Annotated in this window: 18 protein-coding genes; 16 read left to right on the top strand and 2 right to left on the bottom strand. The window is 70.6% G+C overall.

Translation table 11 applies throughout. From position 1 onward, the window contains the following. Positions 1-562 precede the first annotated feature (562 nt). The 10 genes from mreD to obgE all read left to right on the top strand — a co-directional run bounded on the left by mreD (position 563) and on the right by obgE (position 13,288). The gene (mreD, locus tag ACIBI9_RS11150; protein ID WP_397221802.1) at positions 563-1,027 is read left to right on the top strand and encodes a rod shape-determining protein MreD; all 465 of its coding nucleotides are present in this window, start codon (positions 563-565) and stop codon (positions 1,025-1,027) included. After that, positions 1,024-3,069: a penicillin-binding protein 2 gene (gene mrdA, locus ACIBI9_RS11145; RefSeq protein ID WP_397221801.1), complete on the top strand. Its 2,046-nt coding sequence runs from the start codon at positions 1,024-1,026 to the stop codon at positions 3,067-3,069. The genes mreD and mrdA overlap by 4 nt, the downstream gene beginning before the upstream one ends. 694 nt (positions 3,070-3,763) lie before the next feature. Further along, entirely contained in the window at positions 3,764-4,930 is a 1,167-nt protein-coding gene (rodA, locus tag ACIBI9_RS11140) for a rod shape-determining protein RodA (protein ID WP_397221800.1), read from the top strand. A 4-nt stretch (positions 4,931-4,934) separates the two neighbouring features. Then, on the top strand, positions 4,935-5,114 hold the full coding sequence (locus tag ACIBI9_RS11135) for a hypothetical protein (protein WP_397221799.1): 180 nt from the start codon (positions 4,935-4,937) through the stop codon (positions 5,112-5,114). 20 nt (positions 5,115-5,134) lie between these two features. Then, positions 5,135-7,045, top strand: coding sequence for a TIGR03960 family B12-binding radical SAM protein (locus tag ACIBI9_RS11130; protein ID WP_397221798.1), 1,911 nt, complete (start codon positions 5,135-5,137; stop codon positions 7,043-7,045). Between the two features lie 153 nt (positions 7,046-7,198). Next, positions 7,199-7,951, top strand: coding sequence for a TIGR03936 family radical SAM-associated protein (locus ACIBI9_RS11125; protein ID WP_397221797.1), 753 nt, complete (start codon positions 7,199-7,201; stop codon positions 7,949-7,951). A gap of 144 nt (positions 7,952-8,095) precedes the next feature. Then, on the top strand, positions 8,096-11,023 hold the full coding sequence (locus tag ACIBI9_RS11120; RefSeq protein ID WP_397221796.1) for an Rne/Rng family ribonuclease: 2,928 nt from the start codon (positions 8,096-8,098) through the stop codon (positions 11,021-11,023). A 216-nt stretch (positions 11,024-11,239) separates the two neighbouring features. Beyond that, on the top strand, positions 11,240-11,542 hold the full coding sequence (gene rplU, locus ACIBI9_RS11115) for a 50S ribosomal protein L21 (RefSeq protein WP_043634375.1): 303 nt from the start codon (positions 11,240-11,242) through the stop codon (positions 11,540-11,542). A 15-nt stretch (positions 11,543-11,557) separates the two neighbouring features. Beyond that, on the top strand, positions 11,558-11,815 hold the full coding sequence (gene rpmA / locus ACIBI9_RS11110; RefSeq protein ID WP_012893687.1) for a 50S ribosomal protein L27: 258 nt from the start codon (positions 11,558-11,560) through the stop codon (positions 11,813-11,815). A 120-nt stretch (positions 11,816-11,935) separates the two neighbouring features. Then, complete coding sequence (gene obgE, locus ACIBI9_RS11105) at positions 11,936-13,288, top strand: GTPase ObgE (protein WP_397221795.1); 1,353 nt, start codon at positions 11,936-11,938, stop codon at positions 13,286-13,288. 5 nt (positions 13,289-13,293) lie between these two features. On the opposite strand, the gene ACIBI9_RS11100 is transcribed toward obgE, so the two are convergent. Continuing rightward, positions 13,294-14,058 carry an SDR family oxidoreductase gene (locus tag ACIBI9_RS11100; RefSeq protein WP_397221794.1) on the bottom strand — a complete coding sequence of 255 codons (765 nt, stop codon included), beginning with the start codon at positions 14,056-14,058 and terminating at the stop codon, positions 13,294-13,296. 54 nt (positions 14,059-14,112) lie between these two features. Between ACIBI9_RS11100 and ACIBI9_RS11095 the strand changes: the two genes are divergently transcribed. From ACIBI9_RS11095 to ACIBI9_RS11075, 5 genes are all read left to right on the top strand, one after another. After that, positions 14,113-14,742 carry a TetR/AcrR family transcriptional regulator gene (locus ACIBI9_RS11095; RefSeq protein WP_397221793.1) on the top strand — a complete coding sequence of 210 codons (630 nt, stop codon included), beginning with the start codon at positions 14,113-14,115 and terminating at the stop codon, positions 14,740-14,742. Further along, positions 14,696-15,871: a glutamate 5-kinase gene (gene proB / locus ACIBI9_RS11090; protein ID WP_397221844.1), complete on the top strand. Its 1,176-nt coding sequence runs from the start codon at positions 14,696-14,698 to the stop codon at positions 15,869-15,871. Before ACIBI9_RS11095 ends, proB begins: the two co-directional genes overlap by 47 nt. Before the next feature lie 16 nt (positions 15,872-15,887). Then, positions 15,888-17,162: a glutamate-5-semialdehyde dehydrogenase gene (locus ACIBI9_RS11085; RefSeq protein WP_397221792.1), complete on the top strand. Its 1,275-nt coding sequence runs from the start codon at positions 15,888-15,890 to the stop codon at positions 17,160-17,162. Positions 17,163-17,212: 50 nt separating this feature from the next. Further along, positions 17,213-17,389 carry a hypothetical protein gene (locus ACIBI9_RS11080; protein ID WP_364840902.1) on the top strand — a complete coding sequence of 59 codons (177 nt, stop codon included), beginning with the start codon at positions 17,213-17,215 and terminating at the stop codon, positions 17,387-17,389. Positions 17,390-17,471: 82 nt separating this feature from the next. Further along, positions 17,472-19,175 (top strand): protein kinase, encoded by a 1,704-nt coding sequence (locus ACIBI9_RS11075; protein ID WP_397221791.1) that lies wholly within the window; start codon positions 17,472-17,474, stop codon positions 19,173-19,175. A 123-nt stretch (positions 19,176-19,298) separates the two neighbouring features. Here the strand turns inward: ACIBI9_RS11075 and ACIBI9_RS11070 are convergent, their stop codons facing one another. After that, complete coding sequence (locus ACIBI9_RS11070) at positions 19,299-20,330, bottom strand: M48 family metallopeptidase (RefSeq protein WP_378526859.1); 1,032 nt, start codon at positions 20,328-20,330, stop codon at positions 19,299-19,301. Positions 20,331-20,417: 87 nt separating this feature from the next. On the opposite strand from ACIBI9_RS11070, the gene nadD reads away from it, so the two are divergent. Continuing rightward, positions 20,418-21,035: a nicotinate-nucleotide adenylyltransferase gene (gene nadD / locus ACIBI9_RS11065; protein WP_192793669.1), complete on the top strand. Its 618-nt coding sequence runs from the start codon at positions 20,418-20,420 to the stop codon at positions 21,033-21,035. Positions 21,036-21,050 lie beyond the last annotated feature (15 nt).

Genomic DNA, 21,050 nt, shown 5'->3' with positions numbered 1-21,050 from the left:
GGGCGTCTCGCGGAAGCACGGCTTCGGCTCCGGCGTGGCAGCCGACGAGGACAACGGCTTGGGCGTCGGGCTCGCGTGTGCTGCGGTCGCCGACGAGGGATCGAGCGGCGGGCGGTGCCCGGCGGGCGTCGGCGGCGGCAGGGCTGGATCGCCGGTGGACGTCGGGGTCCCGCGAGCTGTGGTTGTCTGCGGGGGGTCGAGCGGCGGGGGGCGGTCGGGGGTGGGCGCCGGTGGCGGCCGGTCCAGACCGCTGGCCGGCGTCGGCGGCGGCCGGGCCGGATCGCCGGTGGGGGTCGGGCTCGTGTGTGCTGCGGTCGCCGGCGAGAGTTCGAGTGGCGGGCGGTTGCGGGTGGGCACTGGCGGCCAGGCCGGATCGCGGGTGGGGCTCCGCTGCTGGTGGGCCGGATCGCCGGTGGGTGTCGGTGGCTGGTCGGTTGGATCGTTGGTGGCGTGGTCCGCTGGAACGGGTTGACCGACTTGGCCGGGTTCCGTCCGGCAAGTCGGGTGTGGGGCGGGCGTGCGGGGCGGGGCGGATTGTGAGGGATTCCCGGGAGGGGGCGCGGTGATCGGCGGGTTGTCCGTGTTGTTGGCCTTGCTGGCGCAGGTCATGTTGGTCAACCGTTTTCCTCTACCGGCCGGGGGCTCGCCCGACCTGGTGCTGCTGGCTGTCATCGGGGCGGCGTTGGGGCGGGGCGCGTCGTCCGGGGCGGTGCTCGGGTTCAGTGCCGGGCTGCTCGTCGATGTCATGCCGCCGACTGCGCACCTCGTGGGGCAGTACGCGTTCGTGCTGGCGCTCGTCGGTTACGTGGCCGGGCGTGGCGCGGGCGGGCCGGTCACGACCGTGGTGTTGTGCGTGCTGATGGCGCCGTTGCTGGCTGCGGTCGTGAGCGGGCTGATCGCCGATCCTCGGGTGACGATCTCCACGCTGACCGAGCAGGTGCCCGTCACCATCGTCTACACGCTGGTCGTGTCCCCCATCGTGATCTGGCTGACCACACGCGGCAGGGAGGCGAGGTTCTCGACATGATGCGGATGCGGGCCAGGCTGCTGGTGGTTCAGGTGCTCGTCGTGACGCTGCTCGTCGTGCTGGCCGTGCGCCTGTGGCAGGTGCAGGTGGTGCGCGGGAACGAGTTCGTGACGCGGGCGACGGAGACCAGGACACGGGCCGTGATCGTGCCCGCCGTGCGCGGTCAGATCCTCGACTCGCACGGGCGGCCGTTGGTACGCAACAAGACCGCGTTGGTCGTGTCCGTGGACCGGACCAGCCTGACCAGGATGAAGGACGGCGGGCTCAAGGTGCTGAGCAAGCTGTCGGCGGTGCTCGGCCGGCCGGTCGCCGATCTGCAGCAGCGCATCACGCCGTGCGGGCCGGGAGTCTCCAAGCCCTGCTGGACGGGGTCGCCGTACCAGCCGGTTCCGCTCGACGAGAAGGTGGACACTCGGGAGGCGCTGCAGATCCTCGAGCGCCAGGAGGAGTTTCCCGGGGTGACGGCGGAGATCCACTCCGTCAGGCAGTACCCCGGCGGGCGCGACGGGGCGCAGATGCTCGGCTACCTGCAGCCGGTCACCGAGGCGGAGCTGGAGAAGCGCGAAGGGCTGAAGGCCAGCTTCTCCGGGGTGGACCTGGCGGGGCGTGACGGGCTCGAGTACGTCTACGACGAGGCGTTGCGGGGCAAGTCGGGGCTGCGCAGGGTACAGGTCGACAGGATGGGCAAGGCGCTCGGGGTCGAGGAGCAGATCACGCCGACTCCCGGCGACCACCTGGTGACCAGCATCGACTCGCGGGTGCAGGCCGTGGTGGAGAGGGCGCTGGCGAAGGCGATGAAGTCCGCGCCGGCGGCCGACGGCGGCGCGGGGGTGGTGCTCGACGCGCGTACGGGACGGGTGGTGGCGCTGGCCAGCGCTCCGGGGTACGACCCGGCGATCTGGGCGGGCGGGATCTCGACGCGCGGATACCAGTGGTTGCTGTCGGAGAAATCCGGCAAGCCGCTCGTGTCCCGGGCGATCAACGGCCAGTTCGCGCCGGGTTCGACGTTCAAGATCTCGTCGGTGTCGGCGATGCTGCGGTCCGGATACCCGCTGAACGGCACGTACGGATGCCCCGGCTCCTACATGGTCGGCGACCGGGCCTTCAGCAACTTCCGCGGCATTTCGCTCGGCTCGCTCACCCTGCACACCGCGCTGGTCAAGTCATGCGACACGATCTTCTACAAGGCCGCGTACGAGCAGTACCTGAAGGACGGCGGGCGAAACCCGAAGAAGGCGACCAAGGAGATCTTCGCCAACACGGCCAGGGCGTTCGGGTTCGGCAGTCCGACCGGGGTGGACCTGCCGGGCGAGTCCTCCGGGCGCATCCCCGACCGGGCGTGGAAGAAGGACCTGTGGAACCGCACCAACGCCGTGAGCTGCGAGCGGTCGCGCAAGGGATATCCGGAGGTCAAGGATCGGGCGCGGGCCGACTTCCTCAAACGGCTCGCGCTGGAGAACTGCACCGAGGGGTTCCTGCTACGGCCGGGCGACTCGGCCAACTTCTCCATCGGCCAGGGCGACGTGCTGGTGACGCCGATGCAGCTCGCACGGGCGTACATGGCGCTGGTGAGCGACGGGAAGGTGCGCAGCCCGCGCATCGGGTGGGCGCAGGTGCGGCCCGACGGCACGGTGGTCAGGACCATCCCGGTGCCGGTGGTGGGCAAGCTGCCGATCAGCGAGAAGGAACGGCTCTACATCAAGAACGCGCTGAGCCAGGTCCCCTCGGACGGCACCGCGGCGGGAGCTTTTGCCGGGTTCCCGATGGACAAGGTGCGCATCGGCGGCAAGACCGGCACCGCGGAGGTCTGGGGCAAGCAGGACACCTCGTGGTTCGCGTCATTCGCGCCTACGAAGAATCCGCAGTACGTGGTCGTGGTCATGGTCTCGCAGGGTGGCATGGGCGCGCAGACGGCGGCGCCTGCCGTGCGGGAGATCTACGAAGGGATCTACGGCATCAAGCGGCCGCCCGCCGTGCCCGGTGGGAAGCTCACGACGAGATTGCCCCGCTTCTCGCCTGACGGAACGGTGGCCGGAGGATGAGCGCCCAGAGCCCGGAGCCGGGTGCGGGCGGTCGGGCGGCTGGTGCCTGTGCGGGTGGGCGGGATGCTGCCGGCCCTCGTAGGGGTCGTCCTGAGGGTGAGGCGCAGGTCGTGCACGTTGAGGGCGGGAGGCTGGCCCGGCTTGAGCAGGGCTCGCCGTCGATCGTCCTTTCGCGTGGTCTGGCGGGCGGCGCCTTGGGCGGCGGTGGATGGGCCGCCGCGCGCGGGGACGGCCGGGGGGCAGGCGGTCGTGAGGGTCGCCCCGTGGTGAGGGGCGTCGGCGGTGGTCGTGAGGGCCGCCTCGTAGTCGGTGGTCAGCCGGTGGCGAGCGGTACTCGTGGAGGCCGACCGGTGGTGGGTGGCGGTCGCGGGGGCTGGTCGGTGGTGGCCGGTGGTCGTGGGAGTCGGTCGGTGCTGAGAGGGGCGCGTGGAGGCCGGCCGATGGTGGGCGGCGATCGTGGGAGCTGGCCGGTGGTGAGCGGTGGTCGCGGGGGCGGGTCTGTGGTGGGCGGCGGGCGGAGGCGTTGGTTGGCGGTGGGGGGTCGCCGTAGGGGTTGGTCCGGGACCGGTGGGGGCCGGGGTGGGGTTGGGCGGGGGGTTGGTGGGGCGGGGGTTGGGTGGGTGGTCGGCTGTGTGGCCGGGTGGGTGATCGGTTGCGTGGTCGGGTGGGTGGTCGCTGGGATGGAGGTGCGGAGGTGATCGATCGAGCGGTGGCCGTGCGGCGGCCGTCGTTGTTCCGCCGAGTCGCCGGTGAGAACTCGACGGTACGCAGGCTGGACGGCCTGATGCTGGTCGCGGTGGCCGGGCTGTGCGTGATCGGCACGCTGCTCGTCTGGTCGTCCACCAGGACCTGGGCCCCGGGTGCGACGGGGCTGGTGAAGAAGCACATTTTCAACGAGATGATCGGGATCATCCTGTGCGCGATCGTGGCGACGGTCGACCATCGCGCCATGCGGGCATACGCGCCGCTGGTGTTCCTGGTGTCGCTGATAGGGCTGGGGCTGGTCATCACGCCGCTGGGCGCGACGATCAACGGGTCGCACTCGTGGATCCTGCTCGGCGGCGGGTTCGCGGTGCAGCCGTCGGAGTTCGCCAAGGTCGGGCTGCTGCTGATCATCGCGATGCTGCTGGCCCAGCCGGCCGAGGGCAGCGATCGGCCGCGCGGGCTGGACATCTGGCTGGCGCTCCTCGCCTCGGGGGTCACGATGGGGCTGGTGATGCTCCAGCCGGACCTCGGGACGGCGCTGGTGCTGGCGGTGATCACGGCCGCCGGGCTGATCATCGCGGGGGTGCGCAAGCGGTGGATCGCGGCGCTGACGCTGGTGGCGGCCGGTGGGGTGTTCGCGGTGTTCTACTTCCAGCTGCTCGAGCCGTACCAGGTGGCACGCTTTACGGCGTTCGTCGATCCGAGCGTCGATCCGCGCGGGGTGGGCTACAACAGCACCCAGTCGATGATCGCGATCGGCTCCGGGCAGCTCCTGGGGAAGGGGCTACTGGGCGGCGGGCAGACGACCGGGCGGTTCGTGCCGGAGCAGCACACCGACTTCATCTTCACGGTGGCGGGGGAGGAGTTCGGGTTCCTCGGATCGGTCACGGTGGTGCTGCTGCTCGGGGTGGTGCTGCTGCGCGGGCTGAAGATCGCCAGGCAGTGCGACGACAGGTTCGGGACGCTGGTCGCGGGCACGATCGTGTGCTGGTTCGCGTTCCAGACGTTCATCAATGTGGGCATGACGATCGGGATCATGCCGATCACGGGGCTGCCGCTGCCGTTCGTGTCGTACGGCGGTACGGCCACATTCGCGAATCTCATTGCGATTGGGCTTCTCCAGGCCATCAGGGTGCGAAGACAGTCGTTTAATTAGAGATATGTTCTTGGCCTATTGCGATGAGTGCGAGGAGCGCTTCCTGCTGCCCGCGAGCCACGTCGTCGATGTCCACAATCTGGCGAGCGGCGTGATCGCCGTGGAGCTGACCTGCTACGAAGGGCACCACCTCCTGGTGCTCAGCGGAAACGACATCGACATCCCTGGACCTGCCACCGTCTGACCGCCGCTACTCTGGACGGTATGCCTGTCGAGTCGATATTCCCTCGCCTGGAAGCGCTGCTGCCCAAGGTGCAGAAGCCCATCCAGTACGTCGGGGGTGAGCTCAACTCGACCCTCAAGGACTGGGACTCCGCCGACGTGCGGTGGGCGCTGATGTACCCGGACGCCTACGAGGTCGGGCTGCCCAACCAGGGTGTGGCGATCCTCTACGAGATCCTCAACGAGCTGCCCGGCACGCTGGCCGAGCGCACCTACGCGGTGTGGCCGGATCTCGAGGCGCTCATGCGGGCCGAGGGCGTCCCGCAGTTCACCGTCGACGCGCACCGACCGGTGCGCGCCTTCGACGTGCTCGGCGTGTCGTTCTCGACCGAGCTGGGCTACACCAACATGCTCAACGCGCTCGATCTGGCGGGCATCCCGCTGATGGCCGTGGACCGGGGTGAGGACGACCCGATCGTGCTCGCCGGCGGCCACGCGGCCTTCAACCCGGAGCCGATCGCCGACTTCCTCGACGCGGCCGTGCTCGGCGACGGAGAGCAGATCTCCATCGCCATCTCCGAGGTCATCCGCGAGTGGAAGGCCGAGGGCAGACCCGGCGGGCGGGACGAGCTGCTCATGCGGCTCGCCGAGTCCGGCGGGGTATATATCCCGAAATTTTACGATGTGGACTACCACTCGGACGGTCGCATCAAGCGCGTCGCCCCCAACAGGGCCGACGTGCCGTGGCGGGTGCACAAGCACACCGTGATGGACCTCGACGAGTGGCCCTACCCGAAGAAACCACTGGTCCCGCTGGCCGAGACCGTGCACGAGCGGTTCAGCGTGGAGATCTTCCGCGGCTGCACCCGTGGCTGCCGGTTCTGCCAGGCGGGCATGATCACGCGCCCGGTGCGGGAGCGCTCGATCACCACGATCGGGGCGATGGTCGAAAACGGCATCAAGGAGTCCGGCTTCAACGAGGTCGGCCTGCTGTCGCTGTCGTCGGCCGACCACTCCGAGATCGGCGACGTCGCCAAGGGCCTGGCCGACCGCTACGAGGGCACCAACACCTCGCTCTCGCTGCCGTCCACCAGGGTCGACGCGTTCAACATCGACCTGGCCAACGAGTTCTCCAGGAACGGCAGGCGCTCCGGCCTGACGTTCGCGCCGGAGGGCGGCTCCGAGCGCATGCGCAAGGTGATCAACAAAATGGTCACCGAGGAAGACCTGATCCGCACCGTCACCACGGCCTACTCGCAGGGGTGGCGGCAGGTCAAGCTCTACTTCATGTGCGGCCTGCCCACCGAGCAGGACGAGGACGTGCTGGGCATCGCCGACCTGGCCAAGAAGGTCATCCAGGCGGGCCGCGAGGCGACCGGCAGCCGCGACATCCGCTGCACGGTATCCATCGGCGGTTTCGTGCCCAAGCCGCACACGCCGTTCCAGTGGGCCGGGCAGGCCGACCACGAGACCGTCGACCGACGGCTCAAGGAGCTGCGCGACTCGCTCAGAGGCGACAAGCAGTACGGCAGATCCATCGGCTTCCGCTACCACGACGGCAAGCCCTCGATCGTGGAGGGCCTGCTCTCGCGCGGCGACCGCCGGGTCGGCGCCGTGATCCGCGCCGTCTGGGAGGACGGCGGCAGGTTCGACGGCTGGAGCGAGCACTTCTCCTACGAGCGCTGGATGACGGCCGCCGAGAAGGCGGGCGTCGACGTCGACTGGTACACCACGCGCGAGCGGGAGGAGAACGAGGTCCTGCCGTGGGACCACCTCGACGCCGGGCTCGACCGTGAGTGGCTCTGGCAGGACTGGCAGGAGGCCATTTCCGGCGGCGAGGTCGAAGACTGCCGCTGGACTCCTTGCTACGACTGCGGCGTCTGCCCGACGATGGGCACGGAAATTCAGATCGGCCCCACGGGGCGGAAACTCCTTCCTCTTACGGTGGTCTAGCGCGCTCAGTGGGCAGCCGGTGTCTCGGCGTACACGTACACGCGTCGGGGCGGCTTATCCTGAGACGAAGGAACTCTTACAAGGGAAGGACGACAAGCTCTGAAACCTGTTCCCGAAGGGCCTCCGCCCGCGCCCACGGTGCAGCGCCTTCGCGTGCGCTACGCCAAGCGCGGCCGCCTGCGCTTCACCAGCCACCGCGACATCTCGCGGGCCGTTGAGAGAGCGGTTCGCCGTGCCGGCATACCGGTGGCCTACAGCGCGGGTTTCTCGCCCCACCCGAAGATCTCCTACGCGGGCGCGGCGCCGACCGGTGTCGCCAGCGAAGCCGAATATCTCGAGATCGGTGTCACCACGCCGTGCGATCCCGAGCAGGTGAGACAGGACCTGGACGGGTCGCTGCCGCCGGGGCTCGACGTGCTCGACGTGGTGGCGGCGGGTCCGGGTGGGCTGGCTGACCGCTTGGAGGTCTCCGACTGGGAGGTGCGGCTGCCCGGTGCCGATCGCGAGCTCGCCGAGGTGGCGGCGGAGAAGTTCCTCGCGGCAGGCACTGTGGAGGTCGAGCGCCTCACCAAGAAGGGCCCCCGCCGCTTCGACGCGCGGGAGGCCGTCCTGGGGCTCACGGTGTCCGAGGGAACAGACAGAACCGCAGCTCAGGTGCTCGGAGGACCGTGTGTCATACTGCGCATGGTTGTTCGGCACATGACGCCTGCCGTTCGACCCGACGATGTGCTCACAGGGCTGCGCCTTGTGGCCGACTTCGCGCCGCCGGTTCCCCCCGAGGTGACCAGGCTGGCGCAGGGGCCGCTCGACGCCAGCACTGGTGCGCTTGCCGATCCGCTCGACCTGGACCGCGATATGACGCGCGGCGGCGAGGCGGGACCGGCGAGTGAGCACGTCGCCGGTTGAGGAGGTGCCCTGCGTGAGCGGGGCACGACCGCTGACAGGACTTGGCGCCGACACCCCCACATCGGGGGCGTTGGCGGACAACGAGACACGAGGGCTCCTGCGCGGCGCGGCGACGCGCCCGGGAGCTGACGGGAGAGCGCCCGCATGCTCGAGAACGAGCCCAACGCCGGGGCCATTGGCCCTGACGGGGAGACAATTGAACAGCCCGAGGTGACCCCACGTCGCCGCTCCGCCAGCCGCCCCGCGGGCCCGCCGCCGGAGCTGCCGGAGGAGCCTGCCCACGTTCCGGTCACCACTGCCGCGGCGCAGACCGCGCCGTCCGTGGCTGACGTACAACCGGTGCAGAGCACCGCCGCGCAGCGTGCGGCGGGAGAGCCCGCGCCCGAGATCCTCACTGCCGCGCCCGAGACGGCGCCCGAGACGGCGCCGGAGCCGGCGGCCGCGCCGGAGAGCCCGGTCGAGGCGGCTGTGGCCGAGGCCGTCGCCGAGGAGAAGCCCAAGCGGACCACGCGGACCCGGTCCACGGCCACGACGACGCGGCGCCGTACGACGAAGAAGGCCGCCGAGGCAGAGGCAGAGGCCGCGCCCCCGGTGGAGGAGCCGCCCGCCGAGGCCGCCGAGCCGGTGAAGCGGCGCAGGACGCGCAAGAAGGCGGAGCCGGAAGAGGCCGTGGCACCCGAGCCCGTCGAGGAGGCCGTCGCAGGCGCTGTGGGGGCGGTGGCCGACTCCGAGAAGGCCGCCGCGAGCGAGGGCCCGGCCCGTGCGGCCGCGACGCCGAGCGCCGAGGTGGCGCCCGCCGGTGGCGCCCAGGCGACCGCCGAGGCGCCCCGTGCCGGTGATGTCGAGGCGGCCGAGGATGAGGACATCCTTGAGATCCTGCCCGAGGACGAGCCCCTCGACGACGAGCCCGCGGGCGAGGACCTCGACGAGGAGACCGTACGGTCGAGCCTGCTGTCCGACCCGTTCGGGTTCTCCGCGCGCACGCCGGCCGAGCCCGGCACCGCGTTCCAGCGGCCGGCGGCCATCTTCGCGCCGCTGTTCCAGGCGCCCGACCCCAGCCAGGCCAAGCCCGCCGTCTCCCGGCGGGTCGAGACGCCGCAGCCCGCTCCCGAGCCCGAGGAGATCGAGGAGGAGCCGGTCGACGAGTCCGCGGTAGAGGACGAGACCGACCTCGACACCTCCGACGAGCAGGAGGAGGAAGAGGGAGCGGGCCGTCGTCGCCGCCGCAGGCGGGGCGGCCGGGGCCGCGGCAAGTCGCGCGAGCGTGACGATGCCGAGGAAGGCGAGGAGCAGGAAGAGGAAGGCGAGGAGGAGCAGGCCGAGGAGGGCGCCGCCCAGGATGAGGAGGCCTCGTCCTCGCGTCGCCGCCGTCGCCGTCGCCGCCGGGGCTCCGAGGAGGGCGCCGAGCCGGCCAGCGACGACCCACCGAACACGGTGGTGCGCATCCGCGCGCCGCGTGCGGGCCGCAGCGCCACGCTGGACACCGCGACCGACGGCGTGCAGAGCGTGCGCGGCTCCACCCGGCTGGAGGCCAAGAAGCAGCGCCGCCGCGAGGGGCGCGAGCTGGGCCGCAGGCGTCCGCCGATCATCACGGAGTCGGAGTTCCTGGCCCGCCGCGAGTCCGTCGACCGGATGATGGTGGTGCGCCGCCAGGGCGACCGTACGCAGATCGCGGTCCTGGAGGACGGCGTGCTCGTCGAGCACTACGTCAACCGCGAGGCCAGCCAGTCCTACGTCGGCAACGTCTACCTCGGCAAGGTCCAGAACGTGCTGCCTTCGATGGAGGCGGCGTTCGTGGACATCGGCAAGGGCAGGAACGCCGTCCTGTACGCCGGCGAGGTCAACTTCGACACCGCCGGGCTGGAGGGTCAGCCCAAGCGCATCGAGTCGGCGCTGAAGTCGGGCCAGTCGGTGCTCGTGCAGGTCACCAAGGACCCGATCGGGCACAAGGGCGCCCGCCTCACGTCCCAGATCAGCCTGCCCGGGCGATACCTCGTCTATGTGCCGGACGGGTCGATGACCGGCATCAGCCGCAAGCTGCCCGACAAGGAGCGCACGCGGCTCAAGAGCATCCTGAAGAAGGTCATGCCGGAGAACGCCGGCGTGATCGTGCGTACCGCCGCGGAGGGCGCCTCCGAGGACGAGCTGGCGCGTGACGTGGCCCGCCTGTCCGCCCAGTGGGAGAACATCCAGAAGAAGGCCAAGTCGGCCAGCCCGCCCGAGCTGCTGTCCGCCGAGCCCGATCTCACGATCCGGGTCGTGCGCGACGTCTTCAACGAGGACTTCACCTCGCTGATCGTGCAGGGCGCCGACGCCTGGGACACGGTGGACGACTACGTCAAGTACGTCGCGCCGCACCTGGCCGAGCGCCTGGGGCGGTGGGACGGCGATCAGGGTGACGTGTTCGAGCACTACCGGATCGACGAGCAGCTCGGCAAGGCGCTCGAGCGCAAGGTGTGGCTGCCCAGCGGCGGCTCGCTGGTGATCGACCGTACCGAGGCGATGACCGTCGTCGACGTCAACACCGGCAAGTTCACCGGGCAGGGCGGCAACCTCGAGGAGACCGTCACCAGGAACAACCTGGAGGCGGCCGAGGAGATCGTGCGCCAGCTCAGGCTGCGCGACATCGGCGGCATCATCGTGATCGACTTCATCGACATGGTGCTGGAGTCCAACCGCGACCTGGTGCTGCGGCGGCTGCTGGAGTGCCTGGCCCGCGACAGGACCAAGCACCAGGTGGCCGAGGTCACCTCGCTGGGCCTGGTCCAGATGACGCGTAAGCGGGTCGGACAGGGGCTGCTGGAGGCGTTCTCCACGCCGTGCGAGTGCTGCAACGGGCGTGGCCTGCTCGTCTCCACGGAGCCGGTCGAGCCGAAGCCCGAGCCGCGCGGCACGCAGGGGAAGATGGCCATCGAGAAGGCGGTCTCCGACAAGGTTTCCGCGGCCAAGGACACCGCGAGCCGTGATACGGTGACCGGTGCGCTTGAAGACGTCCCGGCTGAGGACGACCAGGCCAGCCAGACTTCCGGCAGAGGGCGGCGACGCTCGCGCCGAGCCAAGTCGGCCGAGTAGCTCTCGGCAGGCTTCCGACGTTCCGTCCGGTTCGCCTAGGGGACCGTTAATCCGGTACCCTGGTGTATCGGTGCGTCAGGTGACGTGCCCTGTTGGCGCGCTTACTCGGTTCGTCGGTTTGAGACAGGCCGAATGACAGGCGCAGCATTCGGCGGCCGCCTCTCCACGGGGCGGCTGATGTACGAGACAACAGTGAGTCAGTAGAAGGGTTCCGCGGTGTACGCGATCGTTCGTTGCGGCGGCAGGCAGCAGAAGGTCTCCGTCGGTGACGTCCTCGAGGTGGACAAGGTCGCCGGCGAGGTCGGCTCTTCGGTTTCGCTGCCGACGGTGCTCGTCGTCAACGACGGCGATGTGACCACGGAGGCGGGCAAGTTCACGGTCAGCGCCGAGATTCTCGGCGAGACCAAGGGCCCGAAGATCCGGATCCTCAAGTACAAGAACAAGACCGGTTACAAGAAGCGCCAGGGTCACCGCCAGCGGTACACCCAGGTGAAGATCACCGGTATCGAGCAGGCCTGAACGGGAGTTTGAGAGATGGCACACAAGAAGGGCGCGTCGTCCACCCGGAACGGTCGTGACTCCAACGCCCAGCGCCTGGGCGTCAAGCGCTTCGGCGGCCAGCTGGTCAACGCGGGCGAGATCATCGTCCGGCAGCGTGGCACCCACTTCCACCCCGGCGACAACGTGGGGCGTGGCGGCGACGACACGCTGTTCGCGCTGGCGGCCGGGCACGTGCAGTTCGGTGTCAAGCGCGGCCGGCGGGCCGTGAGCATCGTTCCCGTCGCGGAGTAGGGGTTCTTCCTCTCCGTAGACCTTGGGTTTTCTTGCCAAAGGGGTGGATCGCGGTGTCGATCCGCCCCTTTGCTTTTGGCTGACTTCCGCCGGTGGGCGGCGTGTGTGGAGGAGTGCAGAGTGCCGGACTTCGTGGACCAGGTGGTCCTTCATGTCGGTGCCGGTGACGGGGGGAACGGGTGCGCCTCCATCCACCGGGAGAAGTTCAAGCCGCTCGGCGGCCCCGACGGCGGCAACGGCGGCCGGGGCGGTGACGTCATCCTCGAGGTCGACCCCAACACGGCGACGCTGCTCGAATACCACCGCCGGCCGCACCGCAAGGCCGACAACGGCAAGCAGGGGCAGGGCTCCAACCGTGACGGGGCCAACGGGGCGGACGTGATCCTGCCCGTGCCCAACGGGACCGTGGTGAAGGACGCCTCCACGGGTGAGGTGCTGGTCGACCTCGTGGGCGTCGGCACGCGCTACGTCATCGCCCAGGGCGGGCACGGCGGCCTGGGGAACGCCGCCCTCGCCACGACCAGGCGGAAGGCTCCCGGGTTCGCGCTGCTCGGGGAGCCCGGGGACGCGCTCGACGTCATGCTGGAGCTCAAGAGCGTGGCGGACGTGGCGCTGGTCGGGTTCCCGAGCGCCGGCAAGTCCTCGCTGATCGCCGCCCTGAGTGCGGCCAAGCCCAAGATCGCGGACTACCCGTTCACGACCTTGATCCCCAACCTGGGGGTGGTGACCGCGGGGGAGACCGTGTTCACCGTCGCCGACGTGCCCGGCCTGATCCCCGGGGCCTCGCAGGGGAAGGGGCTCGGGCACGAGTTCCTGCGGCACGTCGAGCGGTGCGACATGCTCGTGCACGTCATCGACTGCGCGACCATGGAGCCCGGGCGCGACCCGATCACCGACTACGAGGTCATCGAGGCGGAGCTGCACGCGTACGGGAAGCTGGAGGACCGGCCGCGGCTGGTCGTGCTGAACAAGGCCGACGTGCCCGACGCGCGGGAGCTGGCCGAGCTGGTCAGGCCCGAGTTCGAGGCACGCGGGCTGCGGGTGTTCACGATCTCCGCCGCCACGCATGACGGGCTGCGGGAGCTCACGTACGCGATGGGCGAATGGGTCGCGGCGGCCAGGGCCCAGAAGCCGGTCGAGGAGCCTACCAGGCTGGTCATCAGGCCCAAGCAGCTCGGCGACACCGGGTTCCGGGTGCGGCGGGTCAATGACAACCTGTTCCAGATCACCGGCGAGAAGCCGGAGCGGTGGATCAGGCAGACGGACTTCAGCAACGACGAGGCCGTGGGTTTCCTCGCCGACCGGCTCGAACGGCTCGGCGTGGAGGCGGAGCTGGCCAAGGCCGGCGCCACCGCCGGGGCCGAGGTGGTCATCGGGTCGATGGAGGGCGGCTACGTCTTCGACTGGCAGCCCACGCTCAGCGCCGAGTCCGTACGGCAGGGCCCGCGCGGCTCCGACAACCGCCTCGGATAGCAGCGCTACGGGCGCAGGACGGCTTCGGCGCCGCCGTCGGCGTAGATGATCTGGCCGGCCATGAACGCGTTCTCCTCGCTCACCGTCCAGGCCAGCAGGGACGCGATCGCGTCCACCGGGCCGGGGAAGCCCAGGGGCTGCGGCATGGCGGCCGCCGTGATCTCCCGCGTCCTCGGATCGTCCAGGAACACCTTTCTGGCCGTTTCCGTGTCCACCACGCCCGGCGCGACCGCGTTGAGCGGGATGCCCGCGCCCGCCCACGCCGGGCCCACGGCGGCGCGGCGCAGCCACCGGTTGAGGGCGAGCTTGCTCGACGGATAGACGACGTGGCCCCGCCCGGCCCGGACGGGCGCGGCGACGGAGGCCGCGGCGGCCTCCTCGTCCATGGACAGGCAGGCCTCGACGATGCTCTCGTCGGCCGCCACGATCGCGCCCAGCGACGACACCGCCATCGCACGTGGCCGGTCCGCTCGCCGCAGGAGGGGGCGCAGGCCCTCCAGGGTCGCGATCGTGCCGAAGAAGTTGAGCCGTACGGTGAGATCGGACGGCGCGGCGAGCCCCGCCACGGCTATCAGGCCGTTGATCCGGCCGCCGGACGCGGCCGTGACTTCCGAGACGAGCTGATCGCGGCCGGCCGGAGTCGTCAGGTCCGCGATCACGTCGGCGTCGCGTACATCGCAGCGGATCACCCGGTCTCCGCCTTTCGCCAGGTGCTCCGCGGTGGCCGAGCCGATGCCGCCGGCGGCGCCGGTGACTACGTAGGTTCTCATGGGCAAATGACTACATCGAATGAAGCGATGCAGTCAATGTAGTAAGTTGGCTTTGTGAGCGAGGGTATGCGGGAGCGGAAGAAGCGGCGTACCCGTGAGGCGCTGGTGGCGGCGGCGGTGGAGCTGTTCCGGCGGCAGGGGTACGAGGCGACGACCGTCGCGCAGATCGCGGCCGCCGCGGACGTCTCGACCAGGACGTTCTTCCTGCACTTCCCCACCAAGGAAGACGTCGTGCTCGCCGATGCCGATGCCCGGGTGGACGGCGCCGTGCGGATCATCGGGGAGCGGGCGGCCGGCGAGGCGCTGCCCGACGTGCTCGCCAGGGTGATGGAGCACATGATCAGCCACGTCTCGGACTCCGACCTGGCCACCGGGCTGGCCGACGTACGGGTGCGGCTGGCGTTGACCGTCCCCGAGCTGCAGGCCTGGCTGATGCGGCGGCTGCTGGTCGCGCAGGAGCGCATCGTCGAGGCGCTGTGCCGCGCCTATCCCGAGGAGCGGGACGTCGTGGCCGTCGCGGCGCGGGTGGGAGCGGTGATGGGGGCCGTGACGTCGGCCGCGGCCTACGCGTTGCGCCGGGGCGACTCGGCCGCGGAGGTGGCCGCCGCCATGCGGAGAGCCGCCCATGTGGCAGGTCATGCCCCGCCGGCCTCCGGGAGCGAAGGGCTCTCGGAGCTCGGATAGGCTGCCAGACGTGCGGGAACAGATCAGCTCAGCGTCGAAGGTCGTTGTCAAGGTCGGCTCCTCCTCGCTCACCACCCCCCAGGGCACGATCGACGTCGATCGGGTCGACGCCCTTGTGGACGTGCTGGCGGCGCGGCGCCGTACGGGGACCCAGATCGTCCTGGTCTCCTCCGGGGCGATCGCGGCGGGCCTCGGCCCGCTCGGGCTGACCGCGCGACCACGCGACCTGGCCACCCAGCAGGCGGCGGCGTCCGTCGGGCAGGGTGTGCTCGTCGCCCGCTACACCTCCTCCTTCGCCCGCTACTCCCTGCGCGTGGGCCAGGTGCTGCTGACCGCCGACGACATGATGCGGCGCGCCCACCACGCCAACGCCCAGCGCACGCTCGCGCGCCTGCTGGAGCTGGGCATCGTGCCCATCGTCAACGAGAACGACACCGTGGCCACCGACGAGATCCGCTTCGGCGACAACGACCGGCTGGCGGCGCTGGTGGCGCACCTGATCCACGCCGACGCGCTCGTCCTGCTGTCGGACGTGGACGCCCTGTACGACGGCCCGCCGAGCCGCAGCGGCTCCCGTCGCCTGTCGGAGATCCGCGGGCCGGAAGACCTGGTCGGCGTCGAGCTCGGGAAGAACGGCGCGGCGGTGGGCACCGGCGGCATGGTGACCAAGGTGCAGGCCGCCAGGATCGCCACGGGGGCGGGTGTCCCCGTGGTGCTCACGGCGGCCGCTCACGCCGCCCAGGCGCTGAGCGGAGCTGATGTCGGCACCTACTTCCACCCCGGGGGTCGCCACCCCGGCACGCGCCTTTTGTGGCTCGCGCACGCCACCACCGGGCGCGGCCGTCTCCACCTCGACCAGGGGGCGGTGGAGGCCATCGTGGGGCGGCGCAAGTCGCTGCTGCCCGCCGGGGTGACGTCCGTGGAGGGCGAGTTCGCGGCGGGCGATCCGGTGGACCTGTGCGGGCCTCAGGGGCTCGTGGTGGCCCGCGGGCTGGTCAACTTCGACGCCACCGAGATCCCGGGCCTGCTCGGCCGCTCCACCAGGGAGCTGGCCAGCGCGCTCGGTCCGGAATACGAGCGTGAGCTGATCCACCGCGACGACATCGTCATACTGGAAGCTCACAACTAGTCGTCGGAGCGGAGCCATGAGCACAGAGTTCTTGAGGGTCGCCCAGGCGGCGCGGGAGGCGGCCGCCGAGCTGGCTCCGCTGCCGCGGGCGCCGAAGGACCGGGCGCTGCGTGCCGTGGCCGACGCCCTGGTCGCGCATGCGGCGGAGATCGTCGAGGCCAACGCCAAGGACGTCGAGCAGGCCAGGGCGCAGGGCACGTCCGAGGCGATGATCGACCGGCTGCGGCTCGACGAGGCCAGGGTCGCCGCCATCGCCGAGGCCGTGCGCCAGGTGGCCGACCTGCCCGACCCGGTCGGCGAGGTCGTACGCGGCGCCACCCTGCCCAACGGGCTGGAGCTGCGCCAGCTCAGGGTGCCGCTCGGCGTCATCGGCATCATCTACGAGGGCCGCCCCAACGTCACCGTCGACGCCGCCGCGCTCTGCCTCAAGAGCGGCAACGCGGTGCTGCTCAGGGGCTCCTCCAGCGCCTACTCCTCCAACACGGCCCTGGTGAAGGTCATGCAGGACGCGCTTGAGGGCACCGAGGTGCCCGCCGGAGCCGTCCAGCTCGTGCCGGGGCAGACCCGCGACTCGGTCAAGGAGCTCATGCGCGCCCGCGGCCTGGTCGACGTGCTCATCCCGCGTGGCGGCGCCTCGCTGATCAACTCGGTGGTGGAGGAGTCCACGGTCCCGGTGATCGAGACCGGTGTCGGAAACTGCCACGTCTACGTGGACGCCGAGGCCGACGTCGACCTGGCCGTGCAGATCCTGGTCAACGCCAAGGCGCAGCGGCCGTCGGTGTGCAACGCGGCCGAGACGTTCCTCGTCCACGAGGACGTCGCCGACGCGTTCGTGCCGCGGGCGCTGTCGGCGCTCGCCGAGGCGGGCGTGACCGTGCACGGGGACGAGCGCATCGCCGGGTACGGCTCCGGCGTCGTGCCCGTCACCGAGGACGACTTCTACGCCGAATACCTCTCGCTCGACATCGCCGCCGCGGTCGTCGGCTCGCTGGAGGAGGCGGTGGCCCACATCAGGAAGTACGGCTCCGCCCACACCGACGCCATCGTCACCAGGTCGCAGCGGGCGGCACGCAGGTTCGTGGCGCTGGTCGACTCGGCGGCCGTGGCGGTCAACGCCTCGACGAGGTTCACCGACGGCGGGGAGTTCGGGTTCGGGGCGGAGATCGGCATCTCCACGCAGAAGCTCCACGCACGCGGCCCGATGGGGCTGCCCGAGCTCACCTCCACCAAGTGGGTCTACACCGGTGAGGGGCATTTGCGCATGTCAGAGGGCACGGTGGTGGCCGGTTGACCGGCGTGTCGGCCTGACCGGCGCCGTGGAGCGCAGGTTGACTGAGAGGCATGGAGATTGTCGTCGCCCTTGTCTTCTCGGCGGCCGTGCTGTTCGGCGCCGACCGACTGCTGCTCTGGCTCGAGAGCCGCGGACACGTCCACTGGCGCAGAAAGGGGCGCAGGCAGCTGTCGGACGAGCCCACGGCCCGGCTCGACAGCATGCTCTCGGATCACACTCGCCGATAATCCTTCGGCGTGCCTCAAGCGTCGACAGGCGTCCCAGCGCTAGGGTTAGGTCCCTTATGGGCGCGCCGGGCGGGGAGGGACGGTGAGCAAGCTCGGCAAGATAGGGCCGTACACCCTGGTCGAGCGGCTCGGCCGGGGCGGCATGGGCGAGGTCTACCTCGCCAACACCCGCCGGGGCGAGAGCGTCGCCCTCAAGGTCCTGCACGACCTGGCCGAGGATGAGACCTCCCGCGTCCGGCTGGAGCGCGAGGTCCGGGCGTTGCGCCGGGTGGAGAGCCCGTACGTGGCCAAGGTGCTCGACGCCGACCTGAGCTGTGCCCGCCCATACCTGGTCATGGAGTACATCGAGGGCGCCACGCTCCTCGACCGCGTACGCCAGAGCGGCGCGCTCGACGTCGCCGACCTCGTGGACCTGGCCCAGGGCATCGCTGCGGCCCTGGCGATCATTCACGCCGCCGGGGTCGTGCACCGCGACCTCAAGCCGGGCAACATCATCATGGGCTCCGAGGGGCCCGTGCTCATCGACTTCGGCATCGCGCAGGTGCTCGACGCGACCCGGCTGACCATGACCGGCACGTTCCTCGGCACGCCCGGCTACACCGCGCCGGAGATCTTCGCCGACGAGCAGGTCGACTCGCCCGCCGACGTGCACGCCTGGGCGGCGACGGTGGCGTTCGCGGCGACGGGGCGGCCGACGTTCGGGCGGGGGACGGCCGAGGCGCAGATGTACGCGGTGCTCAACGGGCAGGCCGACCTCAAGGGCGTGCCCGTGGAGCTGCTGCCGCTGGTACGCGCCGCGCTCAACAGGGAGCCCGGCAAGCGCCCCACGGCGGCCTTGCTGGCCGATCGGCTGTCGCGGCTGGCCAGAGCCACCAGCGCGGCCGAGCCGGAGCCCGCCTCCGGGCCTTCGGAGGAGGCCAAGCCGGGCCGCGCCACCCCCGAGGAGAAATCCGCGCGGAGTCGGGCGAACACGGATAGTAAGGTGCCTGCGCCGCGTACCCGTACGAACTCGGACACGAAGGGCTCCGCCGTCCGCGCCGATGGCAAGGGTGCCGCGGCGCGGGGCCGTACCGGCACCGATGGGAAGGGCGCCGCGGTGCGCAGCCGCGCCGAGGTGCCCGCGCCGCGCGGGCGCACGGGCGCGGCGGACGGGAAGTCCGCTCTCGCGCGCTCCAAGATGACCGCGCCGCGCCAGCGTGCGGCGGCGGCCGTCCGGAGCCGGCCTCAGGTGCGCAGGAAGGCCGGGCTCAGGGCCGAGTCGGCCACCACGCTGCCCGCGGGCAACGGCGCCCTGCTGATGCTCGCCGTGCTCGCCGTGCCGTGCGTGGTGACCTCGGTGATCTGGCCGATCGCCTCCATCGCCATCACCGCGGTGTTCGTGGTGCTGACCAGGACGCTCTGGATGAGTCACTGGCTGGTCAGGAACCGCAGCTCGCGGCGTACGCGGGTGGCGCTGCGCGTGCTGCTCTTCCCGGTCGCCCTGGTCGGGGCGGCCGCCACCGCCGCCGTGTGGCCGGGCGTGCCGGTCGCGCTGGCGTCGGGCGGCGCGCTCTGGGTGACCGGCGGCGGAGTGATCGACTCCGACTGGTGGCAGCAGCCCGCGCCCGTGACGGTGGCGGGCGTGGTGTTCGGGATGCTGTGCGGCGGCTTCGCCGGGCGCGAGATCGAGCGGATCGGACACCGGCTGCCCGACCTGCGCAGGGAAGGCCTGCGCGCACTGGCCGTGCTGGGCGGGTTCGTCGCCCTGTGCGCGGCCGCCGTACGCGCCATCGCCCTTCTGCTCTGACCTGCCGCTCTCCAAGGCAGGCCGAAGCTGCCCTTCGGCGTTCGGAACCCGCCGCTCGTCGCCGATCGCGGCGGGTTTTCGCGGCCGATCAAGCTGATCGGCCGCGTACGGCGGTGCGGCCGGTCAGCCCTGGCCGCCGTCGCGGCGCGAGAAGCGGTTGAAGATGCGCTCGCCCGCGTTGACAGCGCCCTCGGCCACGTCGCGCAGGACGCCGATGAACGGGTCCTGCGACTGGGACCAGGACGCGCGGTAGGACTCGGCCGCGGCCTTGATCTCGTCGGTCACTCGTGCGTTGGGGTCGTCCTCCCTGCGCGGGTAGTCCCCGCCGATGATGCGCTCGTACTCGCCGCTGCGCTGCCACTTGTCCAGCTCGGCCACGCGTACCACCGCGAACGGGTGGGTCGTGCCGAGCAGGTTGAGCACCTTGAGGAAGCCGTCGCGAAGGTCGCCCGCGGTGTCGTATTCCTGGTACTGCTCCAGGAACGCCTCGATGTTCATCTCGTGGGTGTAGTCGCCGCCGGCGAGCTTCATCAGCGCCCTCTTGGCCGCCTCGGGGTCCTGGCCGACGAGCAGGCCGCCGCGGTCGGAGGACAGCTCCGACTTGCGGTACCACTCCTCCAGGCCCGCGACGATCGCGCGCAGGCCGATGTAGCCGAGCGGGATCCAGGCGACGCGGGTGGCGAGGCGGGTGAGGATGTCGAGCATCGTCCGGTAGACCGCGTGCCCCGACAGGATGTGGGCGGTCTCGTGGCCGATGACGAAGCGCTGCTCCTCCTCGTTCATGAGGTTGAGCAGACCGGTGGTCACGACGATGAACGGGTCGTCGAAGCCGATGGCCTTGGCCTGGACCTGCGGATCCTGCTGGATGTAGATCTCGGGGATCCGGTGGAGGTCGAGCGTGTAGGCGGCGTCGCGGCCCATGTCGTAGACGGAGCGGAACTGGGTCTCGCTCACGCGCACGGCTGACGCCAGGTACATCAGGCGCAGCCGGCGCTCGCTGATGAGGCCGGACATCTGCTTGAGAACCGTGTCGAACCCACTCAACTTACGCAGAGCGACCAGGGCGGACCGGTCTGCGGGGTGTTCGTAGGCTCGGGACGAGATGCCGGGCAGTTGGACGCGGTTGCGGTCCGGGGTGGTCGTCATGCCCGGCATGCTACGTCCGCAACGGGAGTGATGCGCGGTCATCACCAAGGGGGGTGCCATCATGTTGTGGTACAAGGTCCGCGTAAGGTCCGTTTCATGATGAATGCACCTGGTGTGCAGGGGAAGCGGCGAGTCGGAGTGATGGGTGGGACGTTCGATCCCATCCACCATGGACACTTGGTGGCCGCCAGCGAGGTGGCCCACCACTTCGACCTGGACGAAGTCGTGTTCGTCCCGACCGGGCGGCCGTATCAGAAGGCCGAGCGCGAGGTTTCGGCCGCGGAGGACCGCTACCTGATGACGGTCATCGCGACCGCGTCCAATCCCCGGTTCTCGGTGAGCAGGGTGGACGTGGATCGCCCGGGGCCGACGTTCACCATTGATACTTTGCGCGATATTTCGGAAATTTACGGTCCTGGGGTTGAGCTGTACTTCATCACCGGCGCGGACGCGCTCGGCGCCATCCTGGACTGGCAGAACGCGGACGAGCTGTTCGAGCTGGCCCATTTCGTCGGTTGCACCCGTCCGGGGCACACGCTCCACGATCCCGGGTTGCCGGAGGGACGGGTGACGTTGCTGGAAATTCCCGCACTGGCCATCTCGTCGTCCGAGTGCCGGCAACGTGTCGCCAAGGGAGAGCCGATTTGGTATCTGGTGCCGGACGGAATCGTCCAGTACATCAACAAGCGGGGGCTGTATCACGCGGAAGGATGACGGCCTCCGTGCCGT

This window comes from Nonomuraea sp. NPDC050451, assembly GCF_044458585.1.
This window is presented reverse-complemented; position numbering and strand designations above follow the sequence as displayed.